Here is a 13,711-nt window from a genome sequence, read left to right on the forward strand (position 1 = left end):
AATGAAAATTTTAGTTTTAAATTCAGGTTCTTCATCGATTAAATTTAAATTTTTTGATAATAAAGTCGTTAAAGCGAGTGGTTTAGTAGAGAAAATCGGAGAGCAAAATTCAAAAGTTATATTAAAAAATGTTTTAAATAATGAAAGTTTTGAAAGAGAATTAATGATAAATAATCACGAAGAAGGACTTAGTATAGTCAATGAGCTTTTTAAAGAATCAGGAATTTTAGCGGATTTAAATGCTCTTGATGGCTGTGGTCATCGTATAGTTCACGGGGGAAGAAATTTAAGTGAGCATTGTTTAGTAGATGACTATGTTCTTAAAGAGATAGATAGGGTTAGTATTTTTGCTCCTTTGCATAATCCTGCCCATTTAGCAGGTATAAAAACAATGATTAAAGCTGCACCTAGTGTTGCAAACGTGGCTATTTTCGATACAGCTTTTCATCGTACTATGCCTGATTTTGCTTATATGTATGCTTTGCCTTATGATTTTTATGATAAGCATAATATTAGAAGATATGGTTTTCATGGGACTTCTCATGCTTTTGTCAGTTCTAGAGCGGCAAGTTTGCTTGAAAAAGATAAAAGTGAACTAAATGTTATCTCTGCTCATCTTGGAAATGGTGCAAGTGTATGTGCTATAGAAAAAGGTAAGAGTGTGGATACTTCTATGGGATTTACTCCGCTTGAAGGGCTTGTTATGGGAACGCGTTGTGGAGATTTAGATCCTGCTATTTTACCTTTTATTAGTCATCTTAAGGGTTTAACCATAGAAGAAATAGATACACTGATGAATAAAAAAAGTGGAGTATATGGAATTTGCGGTTATAATGATTTTAGAGATATAGAAAGAGAGATAGAACAAGGTAATGATAAAGCACGCTTGGCTCTTGATATGTTTTGTTATCGTCTTGTTAAATATATAGGATCCTACTTTGCTGTGTTGCCAAAAACCGATGCTATTATTTTTACAGGTGGCATAGGAGAAAATGATAGTTTGGTTCGACAAAAAGTATGTGAGAGATTAGCTCATCTTGGTATCGAGTTAGATTTTGAACTTAACAAACAAAGGATTTCGGGCGAAAGAATGATAAATCATGCAAATTCTAAAGTTAAAGTGCTTGTTATTCCTACAGATGAAGAATTAGAAATAGCCAGAATCACAGAAGAATTAATAAGCAATTGAAAGAGGATTATATTTAGTAAAAATTAATTTTGTTTAGATAAAATTTTAATTAAAAAATAAAGCGTGGATTATGAAAAAATTTAAAGAATTTAGCCTTCGTTTTTTATTTAAAGTATCAGAACAACCTGTTTTAGTGAAGGATTTATTAGAGGCAAATGCACTTTTTAATGACGGTATGCTTGTAGATCCTTCTAAGCTAAATTTTAATTTCAAAATTCTAAATTCTTATATTTATTTTGGTGTTTTTTGTGCTGTGGTTTTGTTACCATTGCTTTTAATTACTCATTATTTTTTAACAAAACTTGACTTTCATATAAGCATAGTGAGTGCTGTTATGGTTACTGCTTGTGTATTTATAGGATATGATATTTTTAAAGTTTATACTCGCAAAATAATCTCAAAAAAAATAATACAAAAAGCTTGGGCTTTGCATTTCCCTTATTTTGCTTATGAAAAATACTCTATAATGGCAGGTGAAATTTATAAGGAAGCCTTAAAAGAAGAAATTCCAAAAGCAAATTTAGAGCAGTATGTTTTAGATAAGATTATTCATTCTAAATAATCTAAAATTTGATTTTGGAATCGCATATTTTCAAGTCTTCTTTTTAAATCTTTATTTTCTTCGTTTAAAACGCTTTCTTCTGTTCTTAATGTAGCAATTTCTCTACTAAGATAATAAATTTGATTTCTAATATAAATTTGTGGAGCAAATAAAAATAACGCAAAACTAACAAGTAAAGCCGCAAAAAGAAGATGATTGAAATTTAGGTTTCTATCTTCTTTGGTGGCATTAGAGAAGCCTTCTAGTAAAACATTTTTTGCCTTTTGAGCATCTTCATCATTTTGTTGTTTTTCTTGAGCTTGATTAGATGGTTTTGGAAGTTCTTGTTTATTTTCTTGTGGTGTTATTTTTTTTTGTAAATTTTCCAAACTTTGTTTAATATCGGGTTGTTTTTTAATATCAGGTCGTTTTTCTATAGTTTGAGAATTTTGTATCTTAGGTTCGGTTTTTTGAATTTTTTCTATAGATTTTATGGATTCTTTTTTTTCTTTTTTATCTTGGATAGGGTTTTGATCATTTTTTGTTTGAATTTTTGGTTTGGTTTGAATATTTTTTATCTTGTTTATTTTTTTTCTTCCAAACGAAAAAATCTTTTTAGTTTTTTTATTTTCTTCTTTTTTCCTTTCTTTCATTTTGGAAAAAAATTTTTTAGCAAGAGATTGCTTTTCTTCTAATTTAACATTGATCAGATCTTCTTTTAAATATATATTTGATTTTTTAGTATGTTTTGACTCATACTCTTCATCGAGTTCTTCTAAGAATTTATTAGGAGTCTTTTTTTTAAAACGACGTCTTAAAATATCATCGCTAGAAATTTCATCTCTTAAATCATCATCAAGCGGTTTGCCTTGATTTATAGCGCGAGAAAATTTCAGCATTTTTTGGCGTATGTTTTGGCGTTCTTTTATAAAATCATCTTCTAGCATTATTTATTGTCCAAATTATTAAAATAAAAAGCCCGCATTTTAGCACAACTAGAGCGAGAATTTTTTAAAAGTTCTTCCTTGCTTGCACTTATAGCTTTTTTGGTTATTATTTGCCCTAGGCTATGGTTATTTCCACATTCGCAACGCATTATTTTTTCATCACAAATGCAGTTTTTTGACCATTTTTTGAAAAAATTTTTTACTATTCTATCTTCCAAAGAATGAAAACTAATGATTGCTAAAATGCAATTTTTTGGTTTTAAATTTTCTAAATGCCCAAGAAAATCTTTAAGCACTTTAAGTTCTTGATTTACTTCTATTCTAATGGCTTGAAATGCTAAAGTGGCTTTGGAAATTTTTCTATGATTTTGTTTGCCTTTTCCTATGATTTGATAAAGTTCCTTGGCGCTTTTGATTGGATTTTTACTTCTTTCTAGGCAAATTTTTTCAGCAATAAAATGTGCATCGTGCAATTCTCCATAATCTTTAAAAATGGAAGTTAATTGCTCTTTTGTATAAGTATTAATAATCTCATAAGCCGATATTTTGGAGTTTTGATTCATTCTCATATCCAAAAAGTCAGAATTTACACTAAAACCTCTTTCGTTATTATCAAGTTGAAATGAAGAAACTCCAATGTCTGCTAAAATACCTCTTAATTCTTCTTTATATGAAATTTTTTCTAAAACTTCACTAAAATTACTTTGTATAAAAGTTATCCTATTGTGAAAATCTTTAAGACGTTTTTTAGAAAATTCTAAAGCTTGTTGATCTTGATCACAAGCAATGAATTTAAGATCAGGATGATTTTTAAGCAAAGCTTCACTATGTCCGCCAAATCCTAAAGTGCAGTCTAAAAAATAACCTGTTTTAAGATTTTTAAAAATCTCTTGAACTTCATTAAGCAAAACTGGGATATGAGGAATTTCCAAAATCAATCCTAATAAATTTTTATAAACTATAATTATAACTAAATTTCATTGTAAAAATCATAAAATTTAAAGAACAAATATTTTTTGGTAAAAATTTTATAATTAAACTCCACTTAAACACTTCTACGATACAATATCTAGTTTAAATTTAATCAAGGAATGATATGCTTACTTGGATGCAACATCACAAAAAATATCTTGTTGTTACTATATGGGTTAGTACTATAGCTTTTGTTGGCGCTGGCTTTTTAGGTTGGGGTGCTTATGATTTTAATCTCAATAGAAGTTCGAGTGTTGCAACCGTAGGAAATGAAAAGATAGGTTTTAGCGAATTTGATACTAGATATAGACAAATTTTAAGTTATTATAATCAAATTAGCAATGGTGCTTTAACTCCAGAAAATGCTGAGCAACTAGGCATTAAAAATATAGCTTTAAGCTCCCTTGTTGAAGATAAGCTTTTGTTAAATTTTGCCAAAGATTTGGGTATTGGCGTAAACGAGAATGAAATTTTACAAAAACTTGCAAATACTAGAGAATTTCAAGATCCTACAGGGGATTTTAACAAAACAATTTATTATGAACTTTTAAATGCCAATAATTTAACTCCAAAAGATTATGAAACACAACTTGCAAATGAAGTAATTACCGATAAACTTAATCAAATTTTTAATATTCCTAGCAAAGATGAAGAATTAAAAATGTTAGCTTCTAGTTATTTCATGCAAGATGCTTTAAGTATTGCAAAAATTGATTATGACAAAAAAAATATTAAGATTAATGAAGAGGATTTAAAAAAGCTTTGGAATGAACATAAAGAAGATTATAAAACTAAAAAAATATATGAAATTTCAACTTATTTTTTGTCAGTTAGCAATGAGAAAATTGACGACAAAGAATTAGAAAAATTTTATAATCAAGATGAAAATAAACTAAAATATAAAGATTTTGCAGGTAAAGTGATGGATTTTCAGTCTGCTAAAAATGAAGTTGCTAAAGATTACGCCTTAATACAACTAAAGAATGTGGCTAATGCTAAATTTTTAGATTTAAAAAACGGGAAAGATAATTTTCAAAAAGATCAAAATATTAGTGAATCTGATGTTTATTATCCAATTGATCTTTTGAATAAAGCTAAAAATGGAGATGTTTTACGACCAGCACCTTATAATAACGGATATATCATAGTTAAACTAAATAAAGTAGATCCTATAAGAAATAAAACTTTTGAAGAAGCTAGAGAAGAAGTTTTACCTATGTATTTAAGCGAACAAGCTAGAAAAAATTTAGAAGAAAAAGCTAAAAATAGTTTAGTAAATTTTAAAGGCGATGATATAGGCTTTGTAAGTCGAGATAGTTCTCGCGAGAGTGTAAAGCTTAGTGATAAGATATTAAATGATTCTGAATTTGCTTATTTTTTGATGAATGTATTTAATACCGATCAAAATAGTTCTTATGTGATCATTAATGACAATAAAGCAATATTATATAAAATAAATAAACAAAAATTAGATATGAACTCCGATAAATTTGAACAATACAAAACTATGCTTGAACAAAATTTGCGAAATTTAAAAGCAAATGAGCTTAAGCAAGAACTTGTTGATGAACTTAAAAAGATATATCCGATAAAAATTTATTATAAAGGGAATTGATTTTGAATATATTAGGAATTGACTTAGGCTCAACCCAGACTTGTGCCATTATTGCTCAAAAAGATGAAGATGGATTAAAAATTATTGGTTTTTCCAAGTCGAAAACCAACGGGGTTAAAAAAGGTGCCATTACCAATATAGAGCTTGCTTCTAAATCTATTGAAGAAGCTGTTAGAAGTGCTGAGATGATGAGCGGAGTTCATTATGATAAGGTTGTGGTGTCTATATCAGGTGCTTATACTAAAAGCGTTGATAGCATAGGTGTTGTTAATATTCCAAATCATGAAATAGGCATTAAAGAAATTCATCGTGCTGTAAGTACAGCTAAGCATACTGCCAATCTACCAAGTGGTTATGAAATTATCCATGTTTTGCCTTATAATTTTAAGGTTAATGATCTTGAACATGTTGATGATCCTTTGGGAATGAGTGGTAATCGTTTGGAAGTTTCAACCCATATAGTGATTTCACAAGAATCTCATATTAAAAATCTTAAGAAAGCAGTTGAATTAGCTGATTTAAGAGTGGATAATATAGTTCTTTCAGGATATGCTTCAGCTATAGCTTGTTTAGATGATAGCGAAAAGGAATTAGGTGCTGTTTTGATTGATATGGGTGGAGCGATTTGTGATATGGTTGTTCATACTGGAAATTCAATTAGATATAATGATTGTTTGCAAATTGGCTCGATTAATATTACCCAAGATTTATCAATGGCATTGCATACACCTTTAAAAGAAGCAGAAAAAATCAAGCTTAATTATGCAGCTCTTTCACAACAGCCTAATACCCTTATACAAATTCCTTCAATGGGTGATGAAAGAAAGGTTAATGAAGTTTCTTTGGATATTATTTCAAACGTAATTTATGCAAGAGCGGAAGAAACTTTGATGATTTTGGCAAAAATCTTAAGTGATAATCGTTATGCCAATGCTATAGGCGGTGGAGTTGTTTTAACAGGTGGAATGACTAAGTTAGCAGGTATTGATGAGCTAGCTCCTGCAACATTTGATAATCGCTCAGTTAGACTAGCTACTGCAAGAAAAGATTTGATTACTGGTTTTAGTGAAATTTTTAATGATCCTGAAAATACTTGTGCTATAGGACTTTGTTTATATGGAGCGGGGTATTTTACGCCTTATGAACTTGATTCTAATGAAAAATTAAGATATAAAGGGGAAATTGAAAATTTTAATCGTCAAATTAAACAAGATATTGTTTTGCAAAAAGATGCAGAAAGTGAAATAAAATCTGATTTTTTTGATGAAAATTTGCAAGAAAATGATACAATTGCAATACAAGAACAATTAGATTTTAAAGAGCCAAAAGAAAAAAAACCTAGCGTTTTTTCAAATATCTGGCATAAAATTATGAATCAATTTTAACAAGGAGAAATTTTTATGAGTGAATTTTTAGTAGAAGAAATGCAACATAATAAAGGTGCAAAAATTAAGGTTATAGGCTGCGGTGGCGGTGGCGGTAATATGATCAACCATATGGTTAAAATGGGATTAAATGATCTTGATTTAATTGCAGCAAATACTGATGCACAAGCTATTTCAATTTCATTAGCAAAAACTAAAATTCAACTTGGCGAGAAAAAAACTAAAGGTTTAGGCGCTGGTATGCTTCCTGAGGTAGGTGCAGAAAGTGCTAGAGAAAGTTTTGAAGAAATAAAAGCAAGTCTTAGTCAAAGTGATATTGTATTTATTGCTTCAGGTTTTGGTGGAGGTACTGGAACGGGTGCCACTCCAGTTATTGCACAAGCAGCTAAAGAGATTGGAGCTTTAACTGTTTCTGTTGTAACTATGCCTTTTGCATTCGAAGGAAAACAAAGAAAAAAACTTGCTGAAAGCGGTCTCCTTGAGCTTAAAAAAGAAAGTGATTCTATTCTTGTAATTCAAAATGAAAAATTATTGAGCATTATTGATAAAAAAGCAGGCATTAAAGATGCTTTTAGATTGGTTGATGATATTTTAGCTCGTGCTGTAAAAGGTATGGTGTCTATCTTGCTTGATAATGGAGATATTAATGTTGACTTTGCAGATGTAAGAACCATCATGAGTCATCGCGGACTCGCACTTATGGGCGTTGGTAGTGCTAGTGGTGAAAATGCTATAGAAGAGGCTCTTTCAAACGCTATAGAATCTCCTTTGCTTGATGGAATGGATATTAAAGGTGCCAAGGGAGTTATTTTACATTTTAAAACAAGTTCTAATTGCTCTTTGTTTGAAATTTCAGCAGCAGCAAATAGTATACAAGAAATTGTTGATGAAAATGCTAAGATTATTTTTGGTTCTACTACAGATGATAGCATGGAAGATAGAGTTGAAGTGACTATTATTGCGACAGGGTTTGAAGACAAAGATACAGTAGCTAAAAAATCTACCGAAGAAGCTCAAGCTTCTAAGAAAAATCCTTATTTAAGTCTTAAAAAGGTAAGCGGTGGTTACGATGAAGAGATAATGGCGCAAATTGAAACACCGACTTTCTTGCGTCGTCAAATGGATTAAAATTGATTTTAAAGCAAGATTGAGTCAAATCTTGCTTTTTATAGTTTAAAATTCTCTCCTAATAATCTTTCAAATATTTATTTTTCTTTGTTTTTAAAAGTTGGAACACTCTTTGCTTTTATAGCTATAAAATCTTAATTTTATAGGTGAAAATATGCAAAATGGATATTATCAAGCAACTGGCGGAATGGTAACTCAGTTTAATAAACTTGATGTGATTACTAATAATCTTGCCAATATTAATACAAGTGGATACAAAAGAGATGATGTGGTTATTGCAGATTTTAAAAGGATTTTTAAAGAAACTCAGGATGAGTTGCCTATAGAAAATCACACAAGAGATGCATCTCGTTTTGTAAATACTACAATAGATGGAATCCCGCAAGTTTCTCAAGAATATACGGATTTTAGTCTAGGTTCTTTAAAGGCCACAAACAATCCTTTGGATTTGGCAATGACTAGAGAAGATGCTTTTTATTTGGTTCAAACCAAAGATGGAGAAGTAAGATTAACCAAAGATGGAAATTTTCAACTTGATGATGAGGGTTATTTGGTAAATAAGCAAGGATACAAGGTATTAAGTAGTGATTATTTTAATAATCCTCAGAATGCTGGCATACGCATTCCTAATGGTGCTGTTCAAATTAGCGTTGATAAAAACGGAAGCATTGAGGTTGATGGAGCTCAAAATGCAAGATTATTTGTAGCACAAGTAGATGATATAAGAGCTTTGCAAAAAGATGGGGATAATGTCTATAAAATAGATGATCTAACCCGCATTAGAGATTTGGAAAACTCCAATGCTATTCGCCAAGGTTTTTCTCAGGGATCAAATGTTAATCCAGTTACTGAAATGGTAGGACTGATTGAAGCAAACAGAATGGTAGAAATGTATCAAAAAGTTATGACAGCTCATATGGATGACTTAAATCAAGAAGCTATCAATAAGCTTGCAGCTGTTAAATAATTTAAAATAAAATAAAAAAGGATTAAAAATGATGAGATCACTTCATACTGCTGCTACGGGAATGGTAGCGCAGCAAACACAAATTGATGTTACTTCAAATAACATCGCCAATGTTAATACAGCAGGTTTTAAGAAAAGTCGCGCAGAATTTGCTGATCTTATGTATCAAGTTATGAAGTATGCAGGAACTTCAACTTCAGCTACTACTCTTTCTCCTTCGGGTATAGAAGTGGGTGTGGGTGTGCGTCCAACAGCGGTAACTAAAGTTTTTACTGAAGGAAATTTAAAATCAACAAGTACTGATGGTCTTGATATGGCTATTGCAGGTAATGGTTTTTTTCAAATACAACTTCCTGATGGCACTATAGGATATACTAGAAATGGGCAATTTACAAAAGATAATGAAGGTAATATTGTAAATTCAGATGGTTATAGACTTTTACCTGAAATGACAATACCTGAAGGCGCAACAGCAATTAATGTTGCTACAGATGGAACCGTTTCTGTAATGCTACCAGGGGAGCAACAAGAAACTCAAATTGGCCAAGTGGAGCTAGTTCAGTTTATAAATCCAGCGGGTCTTCATTCTATGGGTGATAATCTTTATCTTGAAACAGGAGCAAGTGGTGCACCTGTTGCGGGTATAGCAGGACAAGATGGACTTGGAACAATAAGACATGGATTTATAGAACTTAGTAATGTTCAGCTTGTTGAAGAAATGACAGATCTTATCACAGGACAAAGGGCTTATGAAGCGGGTTCTAAGGCAATTACAACAAGTGATGATATGCTAGGAATTGTAAATCAGCTTAAGCGATAGTTGATATAAAATAAATAATTTTTAATTCTTTTTTATTTAATGGCGTGTTAAACGCCATTAAATTTTTAGCAAGAGTAGCAAGTTTTAAATTCATAAGCAGTTGGACGAGCTTCTACTGGCCAAACTTGTGTTTCAAATTTTAAATGCTGATAGTCATCGATAAAAATATCGCTCATTACAGGTTTTAAATAAGAATTATGTCGGATTAAAGCTTCTAAACTTCCTCTTAGAGTATGTGGTAATTGCTCTATCCCTTTTTCACGTATTTCATCCAAAGTAAGATCAAATAAATTTTCATCCATAGGACCCACAGGAATGGTTTTATTTTTGATTCCATCAAGACCTGCCATTAAAAGACTAACAAAAGCTAAATAAGGATTAGCAGTGCTATCAGGGAAGCGAATTTCTATACGAGCTGAATTTTTACCTATGCCATAAGGAACGCGACAACTTGCTGATCTGTTTTGACAAGAATAAGTTAAAATACAAGGAGCTTCAAAACCAGGAACTATTCTTTTGTAAGAATTGGAACTTGGATTTGTAAAAGCTGCGACACTTCTAGCATTTTTTAAAATTCCACCTATATAATTTATAGCAGTTTGACTAAGTCCACTGTATCCATCTTTATCGTAAAATAAATTTACCCCATCTTTCCATAAGCTCATATGAACATGCATACCATTGCCATTATCTCCGTATAAAGGTTTTGGCATAAAAGTGGCAGTTTTGCCATTTAAATGAGCTACCATTTTTACAACATATTTATAAATTTGAACATTGTCAGCTGCTTCTACAAGCGTGCCAAAATTTACTCCTATTTCAGCTTGTCCTTGTGCAACTTCATGATGATGAACAAAAGTTTTAAGACCTACTTTTTCAAGAGTTTGAACCATTTCAGAACGAATATCTACTAAAGAATCAATTGGCTGAACTGGAAAATATCCACCTTTGTTTCTTGGCCTGTGTCCAGTATTGTAGCTATCGGTAAATTCTCTATCATCATTCCACTCTCCTTCTTCGGTATCAACTTCATACTTAGAACAATGAGTAGTATCAACTATTTTTACACTATCAAAAACAAAGAATTCATTTTCTGGTCCAAAGTAAGCAGTATCAGCAATGCCACTATTTTTAAGGTGTTCCATTGCTTTTTTTGCTATGCTTCTTGGACATTTTTCATACATTTGTCCTTTGTAAATATCATACACATCACAAAATACTATGATAGTAGGATCAGCTGTAAAAGGATCTAAAAAAGCACTTTGTGCATCAGGTTTTAAAATCATATCTGATTTTTCTATAGGTTGCCATCCATGGATTGAGCTTCCATCAAATGGAATGCCAGTTTGAAATGTTTCTTCATTGATTGCATGGAGATTATAGGTAATATGATGCCAAGTTCCTATCATATCTGTAAAACGAAAATCAACAAAAAGCACTTCATTTTGTTTGCAAAATTTGAAAAAATCATCTATATTATTAACAAATTTTCCCATATTTTTACTCCTTTATGTAATTAAATTTATAAAATTATATCATAAAATTTTTAATTAAGATTTAATTAATATATTTTTTTTAATAAATTTAAAAATTTAATTTAAAAAGATTAAAAAATAAAAATTTATATTTTTGTTTTAGATAAAATTGATTATAATTTTGAGCAATTATTGAAAATCTAGATTTAAAAAAGGGAAAAAAATGACTCAAGAAGAGCTTGATGCTTTGATGAATGGTGATGTTGATCTTGATTCAGAGACAGAAGCAGAGGTAAAAACCGAAGAATCAAATACCGAAGAAGATGCTTTGATGTTAGAAGATGTCAAAATAGCTGATTACAAACCTAATCCTAGTGTAGTATGGCCACCACCCCCACCAAATCAGGAGCATAAAGTTGTACATCAGTTAGATGATGTTACAAAAGATAGCGAGCTTAAAGCAACGGAAATGATGGATAAGCTTGAAAGTATTAATAATTTTTTTGCGGATTCTGAAAGTTTACTCAAAGAAATAAATAAAGCAATAGAAAAAAATATTGATATTTTTTCTAAACTTAATGAAAAATTTCCTAATGTGGAAAGTTTCAGTGAAGCTTTAGAATTAAACAATCAAGCTAAAAAAAGTTCTAAGCAGATTGTCGGAAATCTTCAAAGCGGACAAGATGAAGTGATGATGGCAATGGATGCAATGCAGTATCAAGATATACATCGTCAAAAAATCGAACGTGTTATTAATGTAATGCGTGCTTTAAGCCGTTATATGAGTTCTTTATTTGAAGGTAAAATTGATGATAAAAAACGTGTAAGTTCTGCAGTGCATATTGAAGGTGATAGTACTGCTGATGTTGTAAGTAATGATGATATAGAAGCTTTAATTGCAAGTTTAGGGCAAAAATGATCATTCCTGAAATAGTAGCTCCTGCAGGAAATTTCACAAAATTAAAAATTGCTTTAGCTTATGGCGCAGATGCGGTTTATGCGGGTGTGAATAATTTTTCTTTAAGATCACGCACTGCAAGAGAATTTAATTATGAAAGTTTTGAAGAGGCTATCAAATATACTCATGAGCGTGGTAAGAAAATTTATGTTACTTTAAATGGTTTTCATTTGAGTTCTCAAATTGAAGGTTTAAAAAGACATATTTTAAAATTGCGTGAGATGAAGCCTGATGCTTTTATCGTAGCTTCTGTTGGAGCTATGCGTCTTGTTAAAGAACTTGCACCTGAAATTTCTTTACATGTTTCTACTCAGGCAAATATTTTAAATTATTTAGATGCTCAAGTTTATAAGGATATGGGTGCTAAAAGGGTTGTAATTGCGAGAGAATTGGGACTTAAAGATGCTAAAGCTTTAAAAGAAAATTGCGATATTGAACTTGAAGCTTTTGTGCATGGTTCTATGTGTTTTGCTTATTCAGGGCGTTGTTTAATAAGCTCTGTGCAAAGTGGAAGAATGAGCAATCGTGGATCTTGTGCAAATGATTGCAGATTTAATTATGAGCTTTATGCTAAAAATCCAGAAAATGGTACTTTATTTCGTTTAGAAGAAGATGAAAATGGTACTCATGTGTTTAATTCTAAGGATTTAAATCTTTGTTCTTATATAGAAAAAATCATGCAAGAAAATTGTATCAGTGCTTTTAAAATAGAAGGGCGTACTAAAAGCGAATATTATGTTGCGCTTACAACAAGGACTTATAAAATGGCCATACAAGATGCTTTAGAGGGTAAATTTGAGTCAAGTAAGTATGAAAAAGAGATTGCTACGCTTAAGAATCGTGGTTTTACAGATGGCTATCTTGTTTCGCGTCCTTTAGAAAAAACCGACACGCAAAATCATAATACAAGCATAGAAGAAGGTTCTCATCAAGTACATGCTATAAGCGAAGATGGAAGCTTTTTTAAATGTAAAGGGAAAATCGTTTTAAACACGCCTTATGAAATTTTAGCTCCTTTAGGCGATGTGATTCAAACTTGCGATAATGAACTAGGTAAAATTTATCAAAAAGAGGATAGATATTTTATAGAGTTTAAAAAACTCATTGCTAAAAACAATAAAGAATTTAGCGAAATTCATAGCGGTAATGAACATGAAATCCAATTACCAAATAAAATCAGTGCATTAAGTTTTTTAAGAAAGGAAATATAGATGAATTTTGTTTCTATTTTAATGGGAAGCAAGAGTGATTATGAGACTATGAAAGAGGCTGCTAAAACTTTAGAAAGTTTTGGGGTAAAGTATGAACTTATCATTTCATCAGCTCATCGTAGTCCAAAAAGAACAAAAGAGTATATTGCAAATGCTGAAGAAAAAGGTGCGAAGGTTTTTATAGCAGCAGCTGGAATGGCAGCGCATTTAGCTGGAGCTGTTGCAGCTTATACAACAAAACCTGTTTTAGGAGTGCCTATGCCAGGAAGTAATCTTGCAAGTATGGATTCTTTGTTTTCTACGGTGCAAATGCCTAGTGGAATTCCTGTAGGAACTTTAGCTATTGGTAAGGCTGGAGCGATCAATGCTGCTTATTTGGCTATGCAAATTTTAGCTATTTATGATGTTGATTTAGCACAAAAGCTTAAAGAAGATCGTCTTGAAAAAGAAAAAAAACTTGTATCTGATTCAAAAGAAGTAGAAGTTTTATTATAAGGGATAAA

The 13,711-nt window shown here is 31.0% G+C and carries 13 protein-coding genes; 10 read left to right on the forward strand and 3 right to left on the reverse strand.

Annotated features, from left to right (window positions below; translation table 11 throughout):
* The first annotated feature begins 1 nt into the window (after position 1).
* Both SR63_RS01810 and SR63_RS01815 read left to right on the forward strand, forming a co-directional pair.
* On the forward strand, positions 2-1,189 hold the full coding sequence (locus SR63_RS01810; protein WP_002876956.1) for an acetate kinase: 1,188 nt from the start codon (positions 2-4) through the stop codon (positions 1,187-1,189).
* A gap of 70 nt (positions 1,190-1,259) precedes the next feature.
* Positions 1,260-1,751, forward strand: a complete 492-nt coding sequence (locus SR63_RS01815) for a hypothetical protein (RefSeq protein ID WP_002855147.1) — start codon at positions 1,260-1,262, stop codon at positions 1,749-1,751.
* Here SR63_RS01815 and SR63_RS01820 read toward each other — a convergent pair.
* The gene (locus SR63_RS01820; protein WP_002876954.1) at positions 1,739-2,677 is read right to left on the reverse strand and encodes a hypothetical protein; all 939 of its coding nucleotides are present in this window, start codon (positions 2,675-2,677) and stop codon (positions 1,739-1,741) included. The two genes, SR63_RS01815 and SR63_RS01820, sit on opposite strands and share 13 nt — an antisense overlap.
* A complete protein-coding gene (gene rsmH / locus SR63_RS01825) occupies positions 2,677-3,615 on the reverse strand; it encodes a 16S rRNA (cytosine(1402)-N(4))-methyltransferase RsmH (protein WP_072238617.1) in 939 nt (312 codons plus the stop codon). The genes SR63_RS01820 and rsmH overlap by 1 nt, the downstream gene beginning before the upstream one ends.
* Positions 3,616-3,773: 158 nt before the next feature.
* Here rsmH and SR63_RS01830 point away from each other — a divergent pair, with 158 nt between their 5' ends.
* From SR63_RS01830 to flgG, 5 genes are all read left to right on the forward strand, one after another.
* Complete coding sequence (locus SR63_RS01830) at positions 3,774-5,264, forward strand: peptidylprolyl isomerase (RefSeq protein ID WP_002866541.1); 1,491 nt, start codon at positions 3,774-3,776, stop codon at positions 5,262-5,264.
* Positions 5,261-6,649 carry a cell division protein FtsA gene (gene ftsA, locus SR63_RS01835; RefSeq protein WP_074469321.1) on the forward strand — a complete coding sequence of 463 codons (1,389 nt, stop codon included), beginning with the start codon at positions 5,261-5,263 and terminating at the stop codon, positions 6,647-6,649. Before SR63_RS01830 ends, ftsA begins: the two co-directional genes overlap by 4 nt.
* A gap of 15 nt (positions 6,650-6,664) precedes the next feature.
* Positions 6,665-7,777 carry a cell division protein FtsZ gene (gene ftsZ / locus SR63_RS01840; RefSeq protein ID WP_002852071.1) on the forward strand — a complete coding sequence of 371 codons (1,113 nt, stop codon included), beginning with the start codon at positions 6,665-6,667 and terminating at the stop codon, positions 7,775-7,777.
* Positions 7,778-7,931: 154 nt separating this feature from the next.
* Positions 7,932-8,744, forward strand: coding sequence for a flagellar hook-basal body protein (locus SR63_RS01845; RefSeq protein ID WP_002854829.1), 813 nt, complete (start codon positions 7,932-7,934; stop codon positions 8,742-8,744).
* Positions 8,745-8,772: 28 nt separating this feature from the next.
* Positions 8,773-9,564 (forward strand): flagellar basal-body rod protein FlgG, encoded by a 792-nt coding sequence (flgG, locus tag SR63_RS01850; RefSeq protein WP_002852142.1) that lies wholly within the window; start codon positions 8,773-8,775, stop codon positions 9,562-9,564.
* A gap of 65 nt (positions 9,565-9,629) precedes the next feature.
* Here the strand turns inward: flgG and glnA are convergent, their stop codons facing one another.
* A complete protein-coding gene (gene glnA / locus SR63_RS01855) occupies positions 9,630-11,060 on the reverse strand; it encodes a type I glutamate--ammonia ligase (RefSeq protein ID WP_002854995.1) in 1,431 nt (476 codons plus the stop codon).
* A gap of 202 nt (positions 11,061-11,262) precedes the next feature.
* Here glnA and SR63_RS01860 point away from each other — a divergent pair, with 202 nt between their 5' ends.
* The 3 genes from SR63_RS01860 to purE are packed head-to-tail and all read left to right on the forward strand — an operon-like array spanning position 11,263 to position 13,703.
* On the forward strand, positions 11,263-11,958 hold the full coding sequence (locus SR63_RS01860; protein WP_002866545.1) for a chemotaxis protein: 696 nt from the start codon (positions 11,263-11,265) through the stop codon (positions 11,956-11,958).
* The gene (locus tag SR63_RS01865) at positions 11,955-13,208 is read left to right on the forward strand and encodes a peptidase U32 family protein (protein ID WP_002866546.1); all 1,254 of its coding nucleotides are present in this window, start codon (positions 11,955-11,957) and stop codon (positions 13,206-13,208) included. Before SR63_RS01860 ends, SR63_RS01865 begins: the two co-directional genes overlap by 4 nt.
* A complete protein-coding gene (purE, locus tag SR63_RS01870) occupies positions 13,209-13,703 on the forward strand; it encodes a 5-(carboxyamino)imidazole ribonucleotide mutase (protein WP_002866547.1) in 495 nt (164 codons plus the stop codon). It abuts the gene before it with no gap.
* Positions 13,704-13,711 lie beyond the last annotated feature (8 nt).

This window comes from Campylobacter sp. 2014D-0259 (assembly GCF_008000505.1).
Taxonomy (GTDB): Bacteria; Campylobacterota; Campylobacteria; order Campylobacterales; family Campylobacteraceae; genus Campylobacter_D; species Campylobacter_D jejuni.

Bases quoted from the DNA above. Each gene is read 5' to 3' on its own strand.
- SR63_RS01810 (WP_002876956.1), top strand. From the start codon at position 2: ATGAAAATTTTAGTTTTAAATTCAGGTTCTTCATCGATTAAATTTAAA.
- SR63_RS01815 (WP_002855147.1), top strand. From the start codon at position 1,260: ATGAAAAAATTTAAAGAATTTAGCCTTCGTTTTTTATTTAAAGTATCA.
- SR63_RS01820 (WP_002876954.1), bottom strand. From the start codon at position 2,677: ATGCTAGAAGATGATTTTATAAAAGAACGCCAAAACATACGCCAAAAA.
- SR63_RS01830 (WP_002866541.1), top strand. From the start codon at position 3,774: ATGCTTACTTGGATGCAACATCACAAAAAATATCTTGTTGTTACTATA.
- ftsZ (WP_002852071.1), top strand. From the start codon at position 6,665: ATGAGTGAATTTTTAGTAGAAGAAATGCAACATAATAAAGGTGCAAAA.
- SR63_RS01845 (WP_002854829.1), top strand. From the start codon at position 7,932: ATGCAAAATGGATATTATCAAGCAACTGGCGGAATGGTAACTCAGTTT.
- flgG (WP_002852142.1), top strand. From the start codon at position 8,773: ATGATGAGATCACTTCATACTGCTGCTACGGGAATGGTAGCGCAGCAA.
- glnA (WP_002854995.1), bottom strand. From the start codon at position 11,060: ATGGGAAAATTTGTTAATAATATAGATGATTTTTTCAAATTTTGCAAA.
- SR63_RS01860 (WP_002866545.1), top strand. From the start codon at position 11,263: ATGACTCAAGAAGAGCTTGATGCTTTGATGAATGGTGATGTTGATCTT.
- SR63_RS01865 (WP_002866546.1), top strand. From the start codon at position 11,955: ATGATCATTCCTGAAATAGTAGCTCCTGCAGGAAATTTCACAAAATTA.
- purE (WP_002866547.1), top strand. From the start codon at position 13,209: ATGAATTTTGTTTCTATTTTAATGGGAAGCAAGAGTGATTATGAGACT.